This is a genomic window from Caballeronia glathei (assembly GCF_000698595.1).
Taxonomy (GTDB): Bacteria; Pseudomonadota; Gammaproteobacteria; order Burkholderiales; family Burkholderiaceae; genus Caballeronia; species Caballeronia glathei.
Genome location: NZ_JFHC01000014.1, coordinates 26,208 through 46,775, shown reverse-complemented (window position 1 = coordinate 46,775; position 20,568 = coordinate 26,208). Strand labels below are relative to the sequence as shown.

Here is a 20,568-nt window from a genome sequence, read left to right as displayed (position 1 = left end):
TGGATGACTGCCTTACCACTTCGTCTGGTGGCGCGATGACGCAGTGGGTCCGCGTACCAATCCGCGTGACGAACAGTGGTGGACACTCCGACGGTCGGGCCACTTAGAAGGAATCAAACGTGGTCACGTCCTAACACCGGATGACTAAAAAGCTGCTTTCTTTGCTTACTTTCTTTGCAGCAGCAAAGAAAGTAAGTGCCGCCCCGCACAGGGGCGAAGCTAATAGACCAAAGCCAATACAAGTTCCATAGAAGCACAAGCGCATCAAACGGTGCAAACAACAAACCCGAACCCCAAGCGCCAGCGACAAAACCCCTCGGAGAGAAACCCAAAATGAACCGTATGTGGATCGCGCCACTCTGCGCGCTCGCAGTATCGACGTCTTATGCCGCAGACCCGGCCGCCTGCCGCAACGTGCGCTTCGCCGACGTCGGCTGGACCGACATCGCGGCGACGACCGGCCTCGCATCGACGGTACTCGAAGGACTCGGCTACAAGCCAACCAAAACCATCGCCTCCGTGCCGATCACCTTCGCCGGCGTGAAGAACAAGCAGATCGACGTGTTCCTCGGCTACTGGTCCCCGACAATGGACCCGATGATCGATCCGTTCAGGAAGGCCGGACAAGTGAAGGTGCTCGCGACCCCCAATCTCACCGGCGCGAAATACACGCTCGCCGTGCCCGACTACGTCTACAACGCAGGCCTGAAATCGTTCAGCGACATCGCGAAGAACTACGACAAGCTCGACGGCAAGATCTACGGCATCGAGCCGGGCAACGACGGCAACGCGCTCATCAAGAAGATGATCGACAGTAATCAGTACGGCCTCGGCAAGTTCAAGCTGGTCGAGTCGAGCGAGGCGGGCATGCTCATCGAAGTGAATCGCGCAATCCGCGACAAGAAGCCCATCGTGTTCCTGGGCTGGGAGCCCCACCCGATGAACGTGCAGATGAAGATCGACTACCTCAGCGGCGGTGACGACGTGTTCGGCCCGAACTACGGCGAGGCGAAAGTGCTGACCGTGACGCCGACGGACTACGGCGCGCGTTGTCCCAACGTGGCGAAGCTCGTGTCGAACCTGCAGTTCACGACCGACATCGAAAACCACGTGATGGTGCCGATCATGAACAAGTCAGACGCGAACAAGGCGGCGCGCGAATGGCTCAAGGCGAATCCCGCGGTGCTCGACAAATGGCTCGCGGGCGTGACGACATTCGACGGCAAGGACGGCCTGCCCGCGGTCAAGGCCTACGTGGCAGGCAAATAACGGCGCTCTATAATCGGGGGCTTCTTGCGGATCGATTGCCCGGAGCCCCCATGACCCAGAGCGTTCGCGCGACGCTGATCAACGACCGGCTCGACTGGAACCTGCTGCGGACCTTTCTCGTGATCGCTCGCGAAGAAAGCGTGAGCCGTGCGGCCGCGCATCTGCATATCACGCAGCCCGCGGTCAGCCATGCGCTCAAGCGCCTCGAGGAGCAACTCGGCCGCAAGCTCGTGCAGCGCAACGGGCCGCGCATCGAAATCACGCGCGCAGGCGACGAGGTGCGCGAACTCGCCGAGGAGATCTACGGCAGCATCTCGCGCCTCGCGGGGCAAAGCAGCGCGGCGGAGCGCGACGTGTCGGGCCAGGTGCGCCTCATCACCGTGAGCGGCGTGCAGTTTCCGGCCTACGACGAATTTCTCGCCGCCTTTCATCGCGATTATCCCGGCATCGATATCGAGGTGCAGGTGATGCGCAGCGCCGATGTGCCGAGCGCGCTCATCCAGCACACCGCGACCGCCGCGCTCAGCCTGAACCGCAATGTCGGCAAGAAGATCGAGTACCGGCTCTTCATGCCGCAGCGCTATGCGCTTTTTTGCGGACGGCATCATCCGCTCTTCGGACGCGAAGGGCTCACGACCGCCGATCTCCTCGACGAAAACTTCGTTTCGTTCACGGGCGACCAGATCGGCGCGTCGCTGTCACCGCTGACGTACTTTCGTGATCAGCACGGCTTCACGGGACGCGTCGTCGCATCATCCGCGAGCGTCGCCGAAGTGCGGCGGCTCATGTATGCGGGGTTCGGCATCGGCTGCCTGCCGGAGCATGTCGGGCAGGCCGAGGTCGCGCTCGGGCGCATGATGCGCCTGCCGCCCGCCGAGGGCGTGGCGGACCTCGACGTCATGCTCCTCTGGCCCGCGCATCACAAGCCGCGCGCGGCCGAAGCGGTCTTCCTGCAGCGCATGAAGGCGTTCGCCGAAGAGGCGCTTCGCGAGCGCGGTCAGTAGCCTCGCGCTGCGTCCACCTGGTTCGCGAGCGGCTCGCCGCGCACGAGCCTGCGCACGTTCGACGCAACCTGCTCGCCGATGCACTCGAAGCTCGCCACCGACGCCATGTGCGGCGTCACGATCAGATTGGGGGCCTGCCAGAAGGCGTCGCCGGGCGAGAGCGGCTCCTTGTCGAATACGTCGATGATGGCGCCGCCGAGTTGGCCTTCGTTCAGCGCGCCGAGCACGTCGTCGCGCACGAGATGCTCGCCGCGTCCGGCGTGAATCAGCCGGGCGCCGCGAGGCATGGCCGCGAGATGCTCTCGGTTGAGAATGCCGCGAGTGGCCTCGGTGAGCGGCAGCAGGCACACGAGAATGTCGAGCGGCGAAAGGAAGTGCTTCAGTTCGTCTTCACCGAACGTCTCGACGCCGGGCAGCGCCTTTCGCGTGCGCGAATAGCCACGCACGCTGAAGCCGAAGCGCCGCAACTCGCCCGCGACCCGCGCGCCGAGCGTCCCGAGCCCCATCACGCCGATCGTGCGCTGCGCGGCCGCGACCTGCAACGGACGCTCCCAGACGCGACGCGCGTGGTTCCGCAACACGCGATCCATCTGCCGGTGAAAATGCAATACGCCCCACGTGACGAACTCGGTCATGCCCTGCGCATGGCCGGGATCGACGACGCGGCAGAGCGGCACGGCGGGCAGGGCCGGATCGGCGAGGATGTTGTCGACGCCTGCCGCGATGCTGTGCACGAGTTTCAGGCCACGCAGCCTCGCGAGCGAGCCGGGGCGCGGATTCCAGCAGACGGCGACGTCGGCGCTGCCTTCCTGCTCGGGCACGATGACGAGCTCCGGCGCCGCCTTCAGGAGCGGCCGCACGACCGGCGTCATGTCGTAGCCGTCACTCAGCAATACGATTCTGGTCATGTCGGCGGCGTCAGGTGCGGTAATCCGATCCGTTGCCTTCGATCAGGCGCAGGGCCGCCTGCCATTGCAGGCTGACGATGTTGTCCGACTCGTCGCGCTGGAACTGCTGCGCGGTCAGGCGGCGCACCGCTTCCGGCGGGAACGACAGATCCGCGTTGCCCGCAAGCGCGCGCACCTGTATCTCGCATGCACGCTCGAGAAAATAGATGTCCTGGAACGCCGCCGGAATCGACGAGCCGCCGACCAGCAGCCCGTGATTGCGCAGGATCATCGCGTTGTGCGAGCCGAGATCGGCGATCAGCCGCTCGCGTTCGCCGAGGTCGAGCGCGATGCCTTCGTAGTCGTGGTACGCGAGATGCCCGTAGAACTTCAACGCGTGCTGGCTGATGGGCAAGAGCCCTTGCCGCTGCGCCGATACCGCCGATCCCGCCGACGTGTGCGTATGGATCACGCAGGCGAGATCGGGCCGCGCCATGTGCACCGCCGAGTGGATCGTGAAACCGGCCGCGTTCACGCGGTAGCGTTCGGGATGCGCGTCTGCGTCCGCTTCGACCACGCGCCCCGCGCTGTCGATCTTCACGAGGTCCGATGCGCACATCTCATGAAACAGCACGCCGTAGCGGTTGATCAGAAAGTGATGCTCGGGGCCCGGCACGCGCGCCGTGATGTGCGTGTCGATCATGTCGGTCATGCGGAAATGCGCGACGAGCCGGTACAGCGCGGCAAGCTCGCAGCGCACCGCCCATTCTTGCGCCGAATAACCATGAGTGTCGTGTGGCATGTTGCGTATTCCTTCGAGTGCGATGAGTGAGGATCGATGTCAGGTCGCACGCGCGACCGTATCGCGCGTTTCGTCGCGCAGTCCGTGCTTGCCCTGATAGCGCGCGAGCCCCGCAATGCCCGCGAGCGAGACCGCGGCGAGCAGCGAAAAGAAGATCGCGAGCGGCAGCCATTCGCCCTGATAGCGCTGCGCGAGCATGGTGCCGATGAGCGGCGTCGTGCCACCCGCGATCGTGCAGCAAAGCTGATACGCAATCGAGATGCCCGAGTAGCGCAAATGCGTCGGGAACGCGTAGGTCATGAAGCCCGCGATCACCGCATAGATCGCCGAGAGCACGACTACCGCGAACGAGATGCCCACGACGATCGCCAGCGGGCTTTGCGTGTTGACGAGCATGAACATCGGATAGGGCGTGAGTATCGACACGATGGCGGCTCCCGTGAGGAAACGCGCTTCGCCGAAGCGTTCGGACAGCATCGCGGAGCCGGGCTGGGAAAGCAACTGGATGATCGTGACGAGGAACAGGCAGTCGAGGATCAGCGATTTCGGCATCGACAGATACGTCGTCACGTAGGAGATCATGAACGTGTTCGTGAAGAAGAAGCCGGCCGAGCCGATGGTCGTCGCGGCGGCCGCGAGCAGGATCGGATACCAGTGCGACGTGAGGACCTCCCGTACCGGCGCCTTCGCCATCTGCCGCGCTTCCTTCATCTGCTCGAACTCCGGCGACTCGTTCACGCCGACGCGGATCACGAGCCCGACGATCAACAGCACGAAGCTCGCGAGAAACGGCAGACGCCAGCCCCACGCGACGAAATCCGCGTGATCGAGCGACGTGACGAGGCGAAACGAAATCAGCGAGAGCAGCAGACCGGCGGGGCTGCCCATCTGCGGGAACGACGCGAAGAAGGTCTTGCGGCCCTTGGGCGCGTGCTCGCTCGACATCAGCACGGCGCCGCCCCATTCGCCGCCGACCGCGATGCCCTGCACGATGCGCAGCACGATCAGCATGACGGGCGCCCAGACGCCGATCGACGCATACGACGGCAGGAGTCCGATGCCCGTGGTCGCGACGCCCATGAGGAACATCGTGAGGAGCAGCATTTTCTTGCGGCCGAGCTTGTCGCCCCAGTGGCCGAACACGGCGCCGGAAAGCGGCCGCGCGATGAACCCGACCGCGAACGTGGCAAACGACGCGAGCGTGCTGAGGAAGTGATTGCTGCTGGGAAAGAAGATGTCGCCGAGCACGAGCGCCGCCGCGGTGGCGTAGGTGTAGAAGTCGTAGAACTCGACGGTCGTGCCGATGAAGGCGGCAAGCGCCGCGCGCACGGGCTGACGGGTTTGGTCCGGGTTGAGCATGTCGCGCCTTTGGGACGGGCTCGCGCTGCTGTGCGCGCGGGCAGGGGTTCATGTGGAGACACCCCTCTTTATCCGGCATCAATATTCGCGTGCAAAATCGCGTATTTTCATCTTCACTATTATTGGCGTTTATACAAGGATGAATCAGAGCGCCTGCGCCCGGCCCGGGAAGGTTTCGTCGTAGCCGGCCGCGTTGTCGGTTTCGGCCGTGCCGCGCTGCTCGCGGTACATCATCGGCGGCAAGCCGAACTGCTTGCGGAATTCGCGGCCGAGATGCGACGCGTCGGAGAAGCCGCAACTCGATGCGATGTCCGCAACCGTCTTGTCTGAACTCGTGAGCAGCCACGCGGCGGTGCGCAGGCGCACCTGCTTCGCGTACGCCTGCGGCGCCTTGCCGGTTTCCGCCTTGAAGAGGCGTTCGAGTTGCCGCGTCGAAAGATCGAGCTTGTGCGCGAGTTCGTCGAGCGACAGCGAGCGCCCCACGTGCTGCTCCATCAGCAGGATCGCGCGCTTCACCTTCGGATGCGTGGCGGGCGCGAGACCGGGCGGATGCGGCTGCGGCGCGTTGCCCTTCTGCATGTCGTCGACGAGCAGGATGCGCAGCGCCTTTTGCACCGTCGCCGTTTCGAAGTGGCGCAGCAGGATGGCGGCGGCGACATCGATCGAAGCGCGCCCGCCCGAGCAGGTGATGCGCCGGCGATCGATCACGAAGAGCCGGTCCGCGACGAGCGCTTCTTCATTGACGTTCGGAAAGCGCTCGACGAAATCCCAGTAGTGGAACCAGCTCACGCAGATGCGATGGCCGTCGAGCACGCCCGCGCGCATCAGCGAGAACACGCCCGTGCACATGCCGACGAGCGTCGCGTTGGTCGTGGCGGCGCGGCGGATGAATTGCAGCGTGGCGTCGCTCGCGGCCGGGCCCGAGTGCAGCAGCCCGCCGACGACGACGACGTAGTCGAATGCTTCGGCCTTCTCGAAGGTCTCCCACGGCGTGATCTGGATGCCGCAGCTCGCGCGCACCGGGGCGAGGGTTTCCCCGATCACGCTCCACGAGCAGCGCACGGGCTTGCTGAAGTCGCCTTCGTCCGCGGACAGGCGCAGCAGATCGACGAAGCCCGAGAACGCGGTCAGCGTGAAATTCGGCAGCAGGATGATGCCGAAGCGGATGCGCTGCTTCGACTTGCCGTCGATGGACTGCGGAGGGAGCGGTTCAGCGGGATGCATGCACGGAGCGGGCGACAAGGAAATATCCATCAAGCATAGCACCGCACCCGGAGCGGTTTCTGGTTTGATGCGGGCGCGAATGGCGATCTTCTTTATCATTCCCCGCGCTTTATAAAAAACGCCCTGCAAAAAGGGCATCAACCGTTGAGAGGCCGGTTTTGAGAGACGATTCAGAGCTTCATGAAAGGGATATTCCGACACTTTGCGAGCGGGTCCGGATGATTATCCTCGCGCACGCGGCGCCGATCAGCCGTTTGTCGCGCGATATCGATCACATCCAGCGATTCGATGACGACCCGGGACCGGTCACGCCGCAATTCGCGCTGATGTGCGCTTCGCCCGCGCTCGTTCCCGCATCGGCGCAGATCGTCGAATTGTTCGTGCGCACCTTCGGGCGCGGGCTTTTCGTGCCGCCATACAGCTTCTTGCTGCTTGCGCTGGCCGCGACCGGGCCCGTTGCGGCAGCCGAAACCATGGTGCTGCACGCTACGCCGGTCCACGACGGTGATCGGCTGCGTGACGTGGTCAGCGGTCTGGAGCGAATCTTCGCGAGTCATCCGGACGTGCTCTCGCTGCCCGCAAGGGGCGTGCTTTCGCGCTACATGCTCGGGCAGGAGCCGAGGCGGTCCGGCAACGGGTGAGGGGTGATTCTGCGCGGCGGGTGGGGTTCCTGGCAGCCCCCTTTTGCAAACCCGTCAGAAACCTTCGCAAAAGCGCCGCCGTGCGGCACTGGCACCGCACGGCGACGCCGCCATCCCACTCTCATGCCGTTTTTGTTCTATCGATGAAAATTGGCCTTTGGTCCAATGGCGTCACAGCAGTACCCATCCATTGCAAACGACCAAGGGCAAGCCATGAACGTCAGCGTCTTCGATCTGTTCAAGATCGGCATCGGTCCGTCGAGTTCCCACACCGTCGGGCCGATGATCGCGGCGTGCCGCTTCGCCTCGCACATCGAGGACGCGAATCTGCTCGCGTTCGTGCGCCGCATCAGGGCCGAGCTGTTCGGCTCGCTCGGCGCCACCGGCAAGGGCCACGGCACCGACAAGGCCGTGCTGCTCGGCCTCGAAGGCAACCTGCCCGATCTCATCGACCCGGACCTGATCGAACCGCGCCTCAAGGCCATTCGTGAGACGAAAGAACTCGCGCTCCTCGGCAAGCACGTCGTCAAATTCGACGAACGCGAGCACCTCGGCTTTTTCCGCAAGCTGATGCCGGGCGCGCCGGGTTCGAGCATCGCGCACCCGAACGGCATGAGGTTTCAGGCTTTCGATGAAAACGGCCAGCTTCTCGTCGAGAAGGAGTATTACTCGATCGGCGGCGGTTTCGTCGTCAATCGCGAGGGCGATCGCGTGAACGGGCTGCGCGCCGGCGCCGAAGTGCCGCATCCGTTTCGCACCGGCGACGACCTGATGCGCGTGTGCCGCGAAACCGGTCTCTCGATCGCGCAGATCACGATGCAGAACGAATGCGCGTCGCGCACGGAGCAGGAAGTGCGCGAAGGCATGCTCGCGATCTGGCGCACGATGTCCGCGTGCGTCGAGCGCGGCTGCCAGGTGCGCGGCGAATTGCCCGGCCCGATGCACGTGAAGCGCCGCGCTGCCGACCTCTCGTCGCAATTGCGGTCGCGCTCGGAGGAATCGCTGCGCGATCCGCTCTCGATGCTCGACTGGGTCAATCTCTACGCGATGGCCGTCAACGAGGAAAACGCCGCGGGCGGGCGCGTCGTCACGGCGCCCACGAACGGCGCGGCGGGCGTGATCCCGGCGGTGCTGCACTACTACGTGAAGTTCATGCACAACGCGAACGACGACGGCATCGTCACGTTCCTGCTCACGGCTGCCGCGATCGGCATCATCTACAAGGAGACGGCATCGATCTCGGGCGCCGAAGTGGGCTGCCAGGGCGAGGTCGGCGTCGCGTGTTCGATGGCGGCTGCCGCGCTGGCCGCCGTGATGGGCGGCACGCCGACGCAGGTGGAAAACGCCGCGGAGATCGGCATGGAACACAACCTCGGCATGACCTGCGATCCGGTGGGTGGGCTCGTGCAGATTCCATGCATCGAGCGCAACGCCATGGGCGCGATCAAGGCGCTGAACGCGGCGCGCATGGCGATGAAGGGCGACGGCCAGCACTACGTCTCGCTCGACAACGTGATCAAGACGATGCGCGAAACCGGCGCGGACATGAAGACGAAATACAAGGAGACGTCGCGCGGCGGCCTTGCCGTGAACGTCATCGAGTGCTGAAAACGTTGCTACGAAAGTCACGAAGGAAAAGGGAAACATCATGAGCCGCTATTCGATATTCAGCCTGTTGCGCAACGGGATGTCGTATCACGAGAACTGGGAGCGCCAGTGGAAGAGCCCTGAGCCCAAGCGCGAATACGACGTCGTGATCGTCGGCGGCGGCGGGCACGGACTCGCCACCGCGTACTACCTAGCCAAGGAGCTTGGCGTGCGCAACGTCGCGGTGCTGGAGAAGGGCTGGATCGGCGGCGGCAACACGGCGCGCAACACGACCATCGTGCGTTCGAACTATCTGTGGGACGAGTCGGCCGCGCTCTACGAGAAGGCGATGAAGCTGTGGGAAGGGCTCTCGCAGGACCTCAACTACAACGTGATGTTCAGCCAGCGCGGCGTGATGAACCTCGCGCACACGCTGCAGGACGTGCGCGACACCGAGCGGCGCGTGAACGCGAACCGCCTGAACGGCGTCGATGCCGAGTTCCTCACGCCGGAACAGATCAAGGAAATCGAGCCGACCATCAACCTGAACAGCCGCTATCCCGTGCTCGGAGCATCGATTCAGCGGCGCGGCGGCGTGGCGCGTCACGACGCGGTCGCATGGGGCTTCGCGCGCGGCGCCGACCAGGCCGGCGTGGACATCATCCAGAATTGCCAGGTGACGGGCATCCGCCGCGACGGCAGCCAGGTGAGCGGCGTAGAGACGACGAAGGGCTTCATCAAGGCGAAGAAGGTCGCGATCGTCGCGGCGGGCAATACGTCCACGCTCGCGGACATGGCGGGCATCCGGCTGCCGCTCGAAAGCCACCCGCTGCAGGCGCTCGTCTCCGAGCCGATCAAGCCGGTCGTGAACACGGTGGTGATGTCGAACGCGGTGCACGCGTACATCAGCCAGTCCGACAAGGGCGATCTCGTGATCGGCGCGGGCGTCGACCAGTACACGGGTTTCGGTCAGCGCGGCAGCTTCCAGGTCATCGAGGGCACGCTGGAGGCGATCGTCGAGATGTTCCCGGTGTTCTCGCGCGTGCGCATGAACCGGCAGTGGGGCGGCATCGTCGATGTCTCGCCGGACGCGTGCCCGATCATCAGCAAGACCGACGTGAAGGGCCTCTACTTCAACTGCGGCTGGGGCACGGGCGGCTTCAAGGCGACGCCCGGTTCGGGCTGGGCCTTTGCGCACACCATCGCGAAGGACGAGCCGCATCCGCTCAACGCGCCGTTTTCGCTCGACCGCTTCTACACCGGCCACCTGATCGACGAGCACGGCGCCGCCGCCGTCGCGCACTAAAGCCCACGCACTTCTGGAGAGAACATGCTGCTGATCGAATGCCCCTGGTGCGGGCCACGCGCCGAAAGCGAATTTTCATGCGGTGGAGAAGCGGACATCGCACGTCCGCTCGACACCGAAAAGCTCACTGACAAGGAATGGGGTGACTACCTCTTCATGCGCAAGAACCCGCGCGGCGTGCATCGCGAGCAATGGATGCACACACAGGGCTGCCGCCGCTGGTTCATGGCGCAGCGCGACACGGTGAGCTACGCGTTTCAGGGCTACGAGACGTTCGAACGACCGCTCGCCACCATGGACAGCAACGAGGGCACGACAAAATGAGCCAGAAAGACCGACTCGCCACGGGCGGGCGCATCAACCGCGCGATCGCCCTGACCTTCACGTTCAACGGGCGCACCTATCAGGGCTATCAGGGCGACACGCTCGCCTCCGCGCTGCTCGCGAACGGCCTGCACTTCGTCGCGCGCAGCTGGAAGTATCACCGGCCGCGCGGCATCGTGACGGCGGGCGTCGAGGAGCCCAATGCCGTCGTGCAGCTGGAAACCGGCGCCTATACGGTGCCCAATGCCCGCGCGACGGAAGTCGAGCTGTATCAGGGGCTCGTTGCGACGAGCGTGAACGCGAAGCCGAACATTGAGAACGATCGCATGGCGATCAACCAGAAGTTCGCTCGCTTCATTCCGGCGGGTTTCTACTACAAGACGTTCATGTGGCCGCGCAAGTTCTGGCCGAAGTACGAAGAGGTGATCCGCGATGCGGCGGGTCTCGGCAAGGCTCCCGAGCATCTCGACGCCGATCGCTACGACAAGTGCTTCGCGCATTGCGACGTGCTCGTGGTGGGCGGCGGGCCTTCGGGTCTCGCGGCCGCGCACGCGGCGGGCCTTTCGGGTGCGCGCGTGATCCTCGTCGACGATCAGCCGGAACTGGGCGGGTCGCTCCTTTCGTGCCGCGCGGAAATCGACGGCAAGCCTGCGCTGCAATGGGTGCAGAAGATCGAAGCCGAGCTGCGCAAGATGCCCGAGGTGAAGATCCTTACCCGCAGCAACGCGTTCGGCTATCAGGACCACAACCTCGTGACGGTCACGCAGAAGCTCACCGATCATCTGCCGGTTTCGATGCGCAAGGGCACGCGCGAGCTGATGTGGAAAGTGCGCGCGAAGCGCGTGATTCTCGCGACAGGCGCGCACGAACGGCCCATCGTGTTCGGCAACAACGACCTGCCGGGCGTGATGCTGGCGTCGGCCGTGTCGACCTATCTGCATCGCTATGCGGTGCTGCCGGGGCGCAATGCCGTCGTGTTCACGAACAACGACGACGGCTATCAATGCGCGCTCGACCTGAAGGCATCGGGTGCGCAGGTGACTGTCGTCGATCCGCGCGTGTCGGAATCGAAGGGCACGCTGCCCGCGCTCGCGCGCCGCCACGGTGTCAAGGTGTTGAGCGGCGCGGTGGTGACGGCGGCGCGCGGCAAGCTGCGCGTGGCATCGGTTGAAGTGTCCGCGTATTCGAACGGGCAGGTGGGCGCAAGGCAGGGCGAACTGAACTGCGACCTGCTCGCGATGTCCGGTGGCTGGAGCCCGGTGCTGCATCTGTTCGCGCAGTCGGGCGGCAAGGCGCACTGGCATGACGAGAAAGCGTGCTTCGTGCCGGGCAAGGCGATGCAGGCGGAAGCGAGCGTGGGCGCGTGCGCGGGCGAGTTCACGCTGGCGCGCGGCATTCGCTTCGCGGTGGACGCGGGCGTCGAGGCGGCGCGCGCGGCGGGCTACATCGTCGCGCGTCCGAACCCGGTGCAGGTGGCCGAGCTCACGGAAGCGCCGTTGCAGCCGCTGTGGCTCGTCGGCGGACGCGAGCTCGCGACGCGCGGGCCGAAACAGTTCATCGACTTTCAGAACGACGTGTCGGCGGCGGACATCTTTCTCGCCGCGCGCGAAGGGTTCGAGTCGGTCGAGCACGTGAAGCGTTATACGGCAATGGGCTTCGGCACCGACCAGGGCAAGCTCGGCAACATCAACGGCATGGCGATTCTCGCGCAGGCGCTCGGCAAGACGATTCCCGAGACCGGCACGACGACGTTCCGCCCGAACTACACGCCCGTCACGTTCGGCACGTTCGCGGGCCGCGAGCTCGGCGAGTTCCTCGACCCGGTGCGCAAGACGGCGGTGCACGAATGGCACGTCGAGAACGGCGCGGCATTCGAGGACGTCGGCAACTGGAAGCGTCCGTGGCACTACCCGAAGGCGGGCGAGGACATGCACGCGGCGGTGGCGCGCGAATCGCTCGCGGTGCGCAGGAGCGTCGGCATTCTCGACGCATCGACGCTCGGCAAGATCGACATTCAGGGCCCCGATTCCGCGAAGCTCCTGAACTGGGTCTATACGAATCCGTGGAGCAAGCTCGAAGTGGGCAAGTGCCGCTACGGCCTGATGCTCGACGAAAACGGCATGATCTTCGACGACGGCGTGACGGTGCGCCTCGCCGACCAGCACTACATGATGACGACCACCACCGGCGGCGCGGCGCGCGTGCTGACGTGGCTCGAACGCTGGCTGCAGACGGAATGGCCCGACATGCGCGTGCGCCTCGCATCGGTGACGGACCACTGGGCGACGTTCGCGGTGGTCGGCCCGAACAGCCGCAAGGTGTTGCAGAAGGTATGTCACGACATCGACTTCGCGAATGCGGCGTTCCCGTTCATGAGCTATCGCGAAGGCACGGTGGCGGGCGCGGCGTCGCGCGTGATGCGCATCAGCTTCTCGGGTGAGCTCGCCTACGAAGTGAACGTGCCGGCGAACGTCGGGCGCGCCGTGTGGGAAGCGCTGATGGCGGCAGGCGCGGAGTTCGACATCACGCCCTACGGCACCGAGACGATGCACGTGCTGCGCGCCGAGAAGGGCTACATCATCGTCGGCCAGGATACGGACGGCTCGATGACGCCTTACGACCTCGGCATGGGCGGGCTCGTCGCGAAGTCGAAGGACTTTCTCGGCAAGCGCTCGCTCACGCGCTCGGATACGTCGAAGGCGGGACGCAAGCAGTTCGTCGGCCTGCTTTCCGACGATCCGTCGCTCGTCATTCCGGAGGGCTCGCAGATCGTCGCCGGACCGTTCCAGGGCGACACGGCCCCGATGCTCGGCCACGTCACGTCGAGCTATTACAGCCCCATTCTTAAGCGTTCGATCGCGCTGGCCGTGGTGAAGGGCGGCCTCGACAAGATCGGCGCATCGGTCACGATCCCGCTTGCGGGCGGCAGGCAGGTCGCGGCAAAAATCACCAGCTCGGTGTTCTACGACAGCGAAGGAGCACGTCAACATGTGGAATGAAACCAGAGGCACGTCGACGGTCGTGGATCGTGCAATTGCCGGTCAGGCCGGTGTGTGGCAGGAGTCGCCGCTCGTCGGTGTGGATGCGCTGCTGAAGAAGCACCAGGCGGCGGCATCGAAGACGTTCCGGATGGCCGAGCGGCCGTTTCTCGAACTCGTGAACGTGCGCGGCGACACGCGCGATGCGGCGTTCGTGCGCGCAGTCGAAAACGTGATCGGCTGCCGGCCGCCCGAGAAGCCGAACACCACGGCTGAGGGCAACGGCTACGACATGCTCTGGCTCGGCCCGGACGAATGGCTCGTGCGTTCGGCCACCGCGCACGACGCAGCGAAGACGGCGCCGCTGCAGGCGAAGCTCGGCGCCGCGTTCGCGGGCGTGTTCGCGTCGGCGGTGGATATCGGCAGCGGCTATACGGTGCTCGAAATCAGCGGCACGCGCACGCGCGAGGTGCTCTCGCGCGGCTGTCCGCTCGACCTGCATCCGAAGCTGTTCGGCAAGGGCCAGTGCGCGCAGAGCCACTACTTCAAGGCGCCGGTCACGCTGCTGCCGGCGGGCGGCGAGCGCTTCGAGCTCGTCATCCGCCGCAGCTTCGCGGACTACTTCGTGAAGATCATGCTCGACGCGGCCGAACCGCTGATGTCGTGAAGCCCTTCGAACCGATGTCTCCTGGCGGACGCGGCTGGCGCATCGTGGTCGATGAGCTGGTCGTGCCGACGCGCATCGGCCTGCACGCGCACGAGCATCTCGCCGCGCAGCCGGTGGCGATCGATGCGAGCCTGCTGTACCGGGGCGTGCCCGGCGAGGCGGCCGCGCACGAACTGGTCGACTACGAAGCGTGGTGCGCGCGCGTGAGCGGCTTTCTCGAGCAGAAGCCGCACACGCGTCTGCTCGAAATGCTGGCAGTGGAGGTCGCGGCGCTCTCGTTCGACGAGTGGCCCGCGCTCGATGCGGTGACGCTCCTGCTCTACAAGCCGAAGATTCGCGAAGGCACGCGGCGCGTGGGCATCGAGCTCGACTGGCGCCGCGCGGACTACGATGCATGGCGCGCGCACGCCGGTTCGCGCGCGGCGGCTTGTCTCTGAGCGCGATGAACTCGACGCGTCTTGAAACCTCGCGTCTTTCCGAACTCGCGTTGAGGCAGCGCGATGCCTGCGCCGCAGTTGCGCTGCTCGATCAAAGCATCGCGTTGCGGCATCGGCGCATCGCGCTTATCCGCTACCTGCATGCGCAATATCTGGGCGCGCCTCTCGAAGTGCGCCACCATGAGTACGTGCAGAAGATCGCGGCGCGCCTGAGCGCCGAAGCCCTTGCACGCATCGCGCAGGCGGCGCGTGCCCGCCTGCGGGCCTGAAACGTCGAAGGCCGATCCCCGGTTCCGTTCCCCTCGCGGCCGTGGCGCACTCGTTCCATCCCGATGGCGCATTCCTTCTATGTGGCCGATTTATGTCGGCGTCTACTGAATTGGAATTGCTTCGAACGGGAACGTCCACGCGGCCGCCGCCGCACCAACGAGGGGATGACATGCCTGCTGCCCACCAGCCTCGCGCGAGCGCTGCCGCAAGACTCGAGCGCCTGCCGTTCTCCGGTTATCACCGGACCATCTTCATCATCATCGCGATTGCATTCTTCTTCGATTCCGTCGATCTCGGCACCATGACGTTCGTGCTCGGCTCGATCAGGACGGAGTTCGGCTTGTCGAGCGCGATGGCGGGTCTCGTCGCGAGCGCGAGCTTCTTCGGCATGGTGCTCGGCGCGGCCGTCGCGGGGCTGCTGGCCGACCGCTTCGGCCGGCGTCCGGTGTTCCAGTGGAGCATGGTGCTCTGGGGGCTCGCCTCATATCTCTGTTCGACTGCGGGAAACGTGGAGGCGCTGATCTTCTATCGCGTGCTGCTCGGCATCGGCATGGGGATGGAGTTTCCGATCGCGCAGACCTTGTTGTCGGAATTCGTTCCGGCCGCCTCGCGCGGGCGGCTGATCGCGCTGATGGACGGTTTCTGGCCGCTCGGCTTCATCGCGTCGGGTGTCGTCTCGTACTTCGTGCTGCCGCAGTTCGGCTGGCGCACCGAGTTCGCGCTGCTCGCGATTCCCGCGGTGTTCGTGCTGATCGTGCGGCGCGTGGTCCCGGAATCGCCGCGCTGGCTCGAACATCGCGGACGCCTCGCGGAAGCGGACAGGATTCTCACCGATGTCGAGGCAAAGGTCATGAAGGCGCGCGGCCTGCGCGAGCTGCCCGCGCCCGCCATGCTGAACGAACCGGCCGCGACGAAGGGCAGGGGCGCGTTCCGCGAGATATGGAGCGCCGCGTACCGGCGGCGCACCGTCATGGTATGGATGCTGTGGTTCTTCGCGCTGCTCGGCTTCTACGGGCTGACTTCATGGCTCGGCGCGCTGATGCAGCAGGCGGGCTTCGCCGTGACGAAGTCCGTGCTCTACACGGTGCTCATCTCGCTTGGCGGCATTCCTGGATTCCTGTGCGCGGCGTGGCTCGTCGAACGCTGGGGGCGCAAGCCGACCTGCATCGCGTCGCTCGTCGGCAGCGGCGTCATGGCGTACGTGTACGGACAAACCGCGCTGCACGCGGAAACGCCCACGCTCCTGATCTGCGCCGGTCTCGCGATGCAGTTCTTCCTCTTCGCGATGTGGGCCGTGCTCTACACGTACACGCCCGAACTCTACGGCACCGGCGCACGCGCTACGGGTTCGGGGTTTGCCTCGGCCATCGGCCGCGTGGGCTCGCTCATCGGGCCGTACGTGGTGGGCGTGGTGTTGCCGGCCTTCGGCCAGGGCGGCGTATTTTCGCTTGGCGCGATGTGCTTCGTCATTGCAGCCGCGGCGGTCTGGATACTCGGCATCGAAACGCGCGGGCTGGCACTCGAGACGCTCGTGTCGGAAGCCGTCGAGCCGGAAGCGGCCGGCATGCTGCGTCCCGTTCGCGAGTAGGTGGAAAAAGAGCCGCGAGGTCGTCGCGGCTCTCTCGTTCAGACCGTTGCAAACTCCCGCTTTCTCGCCTTGGCGCCGTTCGCGACGAAGTAAGGCGTATCCACTCGCGCGAGCGCTTCACGTCCGCGAATCCTGTCCGCGATCTTCTCGGCGAGCATGATGGTCGGCGCGTTGAGATTGCCCGTGGTGATCTGCGGCATGATCGATGCATCGACGACGCGCAGCGACTCCAGTCCGTGCACGCGGCCCTCGTTGTCGACCACCGCCATGTCGTCATAACCCATCTTGCAAGAGCACGACGGATGGAAGGCCGTCTCCGCGCGGGCACGCACGAAATCGTCGAGCTGGGCGTCGGTGGTCAGGTCGGCGCCCGGATTCAGTTCGCGTCCGCGATAGCGATCCAGTGCGGGTTGCCGCATGATGTCGCGCGTGATGCGGATCGCGTCGCGGAATTCGCGCCAGTCGAGCGGATCGGACATGTAGTTGAAGAGGATGCTCGGGTGCGCGTTCGGGTCGCGTGACCTGAGCTTCACGCGGCCGCGGCTTGGCGAGCGCATCGAGCCGACGTGCGCCTGAAAGCCGTGCATGCTGATCGGATTCGAGCCGTTGTAGTTGATCGCAACCGGCAGGAAGTGATACTGGATGTTGGGCCACAGGTCGTCGTCGCGCGTGCGGATGAAGCCGCCCGCTTCGAACTGGTTGCTCGCCCCGACCCCCGTGCCGTTCAGCATCCATTCGAGCCCGATGGCCGGCTGGTTCCACCACTGCAGCGCGGGATAGAGCGACACCGGCTCCTTGCATTCGTACTGCATGTACATTTCGAGGTGATCCTGCAAGTTCTCACCTACGCCGGGAAGATCGAGCACGAGCGGGATGTCGAATTCGCGCAGCCACGTCGAGCGGCCGACGCCCGAGCGTTGCAGCAATTGCGGCGAGGCGATCGCGCCGCTGCACACGAGCACCTCGCGGCGCACGTGCGCGCTCACGCGCTCGCCGTTGCGCAGATACGCGACGCCGATCGCACGCTTGCCCGAGAACAGGACGCGATCGGTGACGGCGTGCGTGGCGATCGTCAGGTTGGGACGCTGCTTCGCGCGATCCAGGTAGCCGCGTGCCGTGCTCGCGCGCCGGCCGTTCGCCGTGACCGTGCGATCCATCGGCCCGAAGCCTTCCTGCTGATAGCCGTTGAGGTCCTCCGTGCGCGGATAGCCCGCCTGCACGCCTGCCTGGACCATCGCGGCGAAGAGCGGATTGTTTCCGGGCTTGCTGGTCGTCACGTGCACGGGGCCATCGCCGCCGTGATACGCATTCGGCCCGATGTCCCGTGTTTCGGCCTTGCGGAAATACGGCAGGCAATCCAGATAGGTCCAGTTTTCGAGGCCCTTTCGTTCGGCCCAGCTGTCGTAGTCGAGCGCATTGCCGCGGATGTAGCACATGCCGTTGATGAGCGACGACCCGCCGAGCCCCTTGCCACGGCCGCATTCCATGCGTCGGTTGTTCATGTGCGGCTCGGGATCGGTTTCGTAGGCCCAGTTGTAGCGCCGCCCCTGAAGCGGAAACGCGAGCGCCGCGGGCATCTGCGTGCGGAAGTCGAAGCGATAGTCGGGGCCGCCCGCTTCGAGCAGCAGCACGGTCACGTCGGCGTCCTCGGTCAGGCGCGTGGCGAGCACGTTGCCCGCCGAACCCGCCCCGACGATGATGTAGTCGTATTCGTTCGCGCTCATCGCGAGACTCCTTCAGAACACGGGTTGGTAGGGGCCGAGCTCGACCTGCACCGACTTGATGCGCGTGTAGTGCCCGAGTGTCGTGATGCCGTTCTCGCGTCCGACGCCCGACTGCTTGTAGCCGCCGACAGGCATCTCCGCAGCCGATTCGCCCCACGTGTTGATCCAGCAGATGCCGGCGTCGAGCCGATGAATCACGCGATGCGCACGCGCGAGATTCTCCGTCACGACGCCCGCTGCGAGGCCGTAGTCCGTATTGTTGGCGCGGGCGACAACTTCGTCTTCGTCGTCGAACAGGAGAATGCTCATCACGGGGCCGAAAATTTCCTCGCGCACGATGCGCATGTCGTCACGGCAGCCGCTGAAGACGGTGGGCTCGACGTACTGCCCGCGGGCGAAGCCGCCCTCGGTCATGCGCGAGCCGCCCGCGACGAGGCGCGCGCCTTCCCGCTTGCCGCTCTCGATATAGCCGAGCACCTTGTGCAGCTGCGCGGCGCTTGCGAGCGGCCCGAAGTTGGTGCGCGGATCGGCGGGCGATCCCACGCGGATGCGCTTCACACGTTCCAGCACGAGCGCCTCGAATTGCTCGATCATGCCGCGCTGCACGAATACACGCGTGCCGTTCGTGCACACCTGCCCGGAGCTGAAGAAGTTGGCGCTCATCGCGATGTCGGCGGCGCGTTCGGGACTGGCGTCCCCGAACACGATGAGCGGCGACTTGCCGCCCAGTTCCATCGTCACTTCCTTGAGCGACGACGACCCCGCGAGCGACATCACCTTCTTGCCCGTCTCGACGCCGCCGGTGAACGACACCTTGGCGATCTCCGGATGCGCGGCGAGCATGGCGCCGACACGTCCGTCGCCCTGCACCACGTTGAACACGCCGGGCGGCACGCCCGCTTCGGTGTAGATCTCGGCGAGCTTCAGTGCGGTGAGCGGCGTGACTTCGCTCGGCTTGAAGATCATCGCGTTCCCGGCCGCGAGCGCGGGCGCCGACTTCCAGCACGCGATCTGGATCGGGTAGTTCCATGCGCCGATGCCCGCGCACACGCCGAGCGGCTCGCGCCGCGTATAGACGAACGACTCCGCGCGCAACGGGATCTGCGTGCCCTCGATGGCGGTGGCGAGCCCCGCGTAGTACTCGATCACGTCGGCGCCCGTCACGATATCGACGGCTTTCGTCTCGGCGATCGGCTTGCCCGTGTCGCGTGTTTCGAGCGCCGCGAGTTCGTCGTTGCGTGCGCGCAGCAGGTCGACGGCGCGGCGCAGGATGCGCGAACGCTGCATCGCGGTCATCGCCGCCCACTCGCGCTGGCCTTCGCGTGCGCAACGGACCGCGCGGTCGATGTCGGCGGCCGACGCCTGCTGTACCGCCGCGAGCGTTTCGCCGGTTGCGGGGTCGAGCGTGTCGAAGGTTTCGCCGCTCGTCGCATCGACGTAGGTGCCGCCGATGTAGAGACGTTGGAGGTCGAATGCGGACATCGCGTGCTCCTTGCTATGAGGTCAAATGCGCTGAAGAGGAGGAAGACTCAGGCGCTGGCTTCGAGAACCAGGTCGATGTAGTCGTTCGCGAGACGCAGCGCAGCTTTCGTGTCGAATGGTTCGCCGGACAAGGCGCCGCGCAGCCAGAGGCCGTCGATCAGCGCGGCAAGGCCGCTTGCGGCACGGCGCGCGGCGGCGCGCGGCAGGGCCTTCGAAAAATCCGCGCAGAGATTCGAATACAGGCGGCGCGTGTTCACATGTTGCAGCCGGCGCAGTTGCGGCTTGTGCATGCTCTCTGACCAGAACGCGAGCCAGGTCTTCATGACAGGGCTGCTCACCTGCGCCGCGTCGAAATTGGCGGCGACGACCGCGCGCAGCTTCGAGCGCGGGTCCGGCTTCGCAGCCTTGCGGCGGCGCGACGTGGCATTCCACAGATCGCGCAGGATGTGCCGCATCGTGGCTTCGAGCAGGCCGTCCTTGTCGCCGAAATAGTGGCTGACGATGCCCGTCGAAATGCTTGCGCGCTGCGCAACCGTTGCGAGCGTCGCTCCTCCGAGACCGGTTTCGTCGATGGTGGAAAGCGTTGCATCGATCAACTGCGCGCGCCGTATTTCGCGCATTCCGAGCTTGGGCATGGCGTCTTCACTGAAAGATAGGGCGATTTCGAGCGGAACTATTTTGCAAATTCCGAAGGCCATGTTAAGGTTTTTATATTGAACGGTCAATCAATAAAAAGTCGCGGAAACCCTTCCGCGGCTCGATGCAACCGACGACCGGCCAGCGTGCGGAAGGAGACATCCGCTTGCCTGGCCTCTGAAACATCCATGCAGCAAGGATCGCGCGGGCGCGCGCCGAATGTGCGCCCCGGATTCGACGGAATGGCCGTCGCCGCTGCGCGTATTCATGCCGATGCATATCAGTGCACACATGCACGTCGATTCGCATCGCTGCCAACGCGCGGCGTTCCTTCGAACTGCCTGCTGCGCCGCTTTCCCGTGGCGGCGCCTGCCTGAAATGGA

Annotated in this window: 18 protein-coding genes; 11 read left to right on the top strand and 7 right to left on the bottom strand. The window is 65.3% G+C overall.

Annotation, left to right across the window (positions count from 1 at the left end; all coding sequences use genetic code 11):
- Positions 1-333: 333 nt before the first annotated feature.
- Both BG61_RS11735 and BG61_RS11730 read left to right on the top strand, forming a co-directional pair.
- Positions 334-1,269 carry a choline ABC transporter substrate-binding protein gene (locus BG61_RS11735; protein ID WP_035929086.1) on the top strand — a complete coding sequence of 312 codons (936 nt, stop codon included), beginning with the start codon at positions 334-336 and terminating at the stop codon, positions 1,267-1,269.
- 50 nt (positions 1,270-1,319) lie between these two features.
- Positions 1,320-2,273, top strand: a complete 954-nt coding sequence (locus BG61_RS11730; RefSeq protein WP_035929083.1) for a LysR family transcriptional regulator — start codon at positions 1,320-1,322, stop codon at positions 2,271-2,273.
- On the opposite strand, the gene BG61_RS11725 is transcribed toward BG61_RS11730, so the two are convergent.
- The 4 genes from BG61_RS11725 to BG61_RS11710 all read right to left on the bottom strand — a co-directional run bounded on the left by BG61_RS11725 (position 2,267) and on the right by BG61_RS11710 (position 6,545).
- Entirely contained in the window at positions 2,267-3,181 is a 915-nt protein-coding gene (locus BG61_RS11725) for a 2-hydroxyacid dehydrogenase (protein ID WP_035929079.1), read from the bottom strand. The two genes, BG61_RS11730 and BG61_RS11725, sit on opposite strands and share 7 nt — an antisense overlap.
- A gap of 10 nt (positions 3,182-3,191) precedes the next feature.
- A complete protein-coding gene (locus tag BG61_RS11720) occupies positions 3,192-3,962 on the bottom strand; it encodes a class II aldolase/adducin family protein (RefSeq protein ID WP_035929076.1) in 771 nt (256 codons plus the stop codon).
- Positions 3,963-4,001: 39 nt separating this feature from the next.
- A complete protein-coding gene (locus BG61_RS11715; RefSeq protein ID WP_051672434.1) occupies positions 4,002-5,321 on the bottom strand; it encodes an MFS transporter in 1,320 nt (439 codons plus the stop codon).
- Between the two features lie 144 nt (positions 5,322-5,465).
- A complete protein-coding gene (locus BG61_RS11710) occupies positions 5,466-6,545 on the bottom strand; it encodes a GlxA family transcriptional regulator (RefSeq protein ID WP_035929074.1) in 1,080 nt (359 codons plus the stop codon).
- 218 nt (positions 6,546-6,763) lie between these two features.
- On the opposite strand from BG61_RS11710, the gene BG61_RS11705 reads away from it, so the two are divergent.
- The 9 genes from BG61_RS11705 to BG61_RS11665 all read left to right on the top strand — a co-directional run bounded on the left by BG61_RS11705 (position 6,764) and on the right by BG61_RS11665 (position 16,343).
- Positions 6,764-7,186, top strand: coding sequence for a hypothetical protein (locus tag BG61_RS11705; protein WP_035929072.1), 423 nt, complete (start codon positions 6,764-6,766; stop codon positions 7,184-7,186).
- A 213-nt stretch (positions 7,187-7,399) separates the two neighbouring features.
- A complete protein-coding gene (locus BG61_RS11700; protein ID WP_035929069.1) occupies positions 7,400-8,794 on the top strand; it encodes an L-serine ammonia-lyase in 1,395 nt (464 codons plus the stop codon).
- A 40-nt stretch (positions 8,795-8,834) separates the two neighbouring features.
- Positions 8,835-10,079, top strand: a complete 1,245-nt coding sequence (locus tag BG61_RS11695; protein ID WP_035929065.1) for a sarcosine oxidase subunit beta family protein — start codon at positions 8,835-8,837, stop codon at positions 10,077-10,079.
- A gap of 24 nt (positions 10,080-10,103) precedes the next feature.
- Entirely contained in the window at positions 10,104-10,403 is a 300-nt protein-coding gene (locus BG61_RS11690; protein ID WP_035929062.1) for a sarcosine oxidase subunit delta, read from the top strand.
- Positions 10,400-13,402 carry a sarcosine oxidase subunit alpha family protein gene (locus BG61_RS11685; RefSeq protein ID WP_035929059.1) on the top strand — a complete coding sequence of 1,001 codons (3,003 nt, stop codon included), beginning with the start codon at positions 10,400-10,402 and terminating at the stop codon, positions 13,400-13,402. Before BG61_RS11690 ends, BG61_RS11685 begins: the two co-directional genes overlap by 4 nt.
- Entirely contained in the window at positions 13,392-14,048 is a 657-nt protein-coding gene (locus tag BG61_RS43935) for a sarcosine oxidase subunit gamma (RefSeq protein WP_035929057.1), read from the top strand. Before BG61_RS11685 ends, BG61_RS43935 begins: the two co-directional genes overlap by 11 nt.
- Positions 14,049-14,062: 14 nt before the next feature.
- Positions 14,063-14,485, top strand: coding sequence for a dihydroneopterin aldolase (locus tag BG61_RS43930; RefSeq protein WP_035929241.1), 423 nt, complete (start codon positions 14,063-14,065; stop codon positions 14,483-14,485).
- A 5-nt stretch (positions 14,486-14,490) separates the two neighbouring features.
- On the top strand, positions 14,491-14,754 hold the full coding sequence (locus BG61_RS11670; RefSeq protein ID WP_035929238.1) for a hypothetical protein: 264 nt from the start codon (positions 14,491-14,493) through the stop codon (positions 14,752-14,754).
- 170 nt (positions 14,755-14,924) lie between these two features.
- Positions 14,925-16,343, top strand: a complete 1,419-nt coding sequence (locus tag BG61_RS11665) for an MFS transporter (protein ID WP_035929054.1) — start codon at positions 14,925-14,927, stop codon at positions 16,341-16,343.
- Positions 16,344-16,381: 38 nt separating this feature from the next.
- Here BG61_RS11665 and betA read toward each other — a convergent pair whose 3' ends face one another.
- From betA to betI, 3 genes are read right to left on the bottom strand one after another with little or no spacing between them, the layout of a single operon-like run.
- Entirely contained in the window at positions 16,382-18,067 is a 1,686-nt protein-coding gene (betA, locus tag BG61_RS11660) for a choline dehydrogenase (RefSeq protein WP_035929052.1), read from the bottom strand.
- Positions 18,068-18,079: 12 nt separating this feature from the next.
- A complete protein-coding gene (betB, locus tag BG61_RS11655) occupies positions 18,080-19,549 on the bottom strand; it encodes a betaine-aldehyde dehydrogenase (protein WP_035929050.1) in 1,470 nt (489 codons plus the stop codon).
- A gap of 47 nt (positions 19,550-19,596) precedes the next feature.
- Entirely contained in the window at positions 19,597-20,184 is a 588-nt protein-coding gene (betI, locus tag BG61_RS11650) for a transcriptional regulator BetI (protein WP_035929048.1), read from the bottom strand.
- Positions 20,185-20,568: the final 384 nt, after the last annotated feature.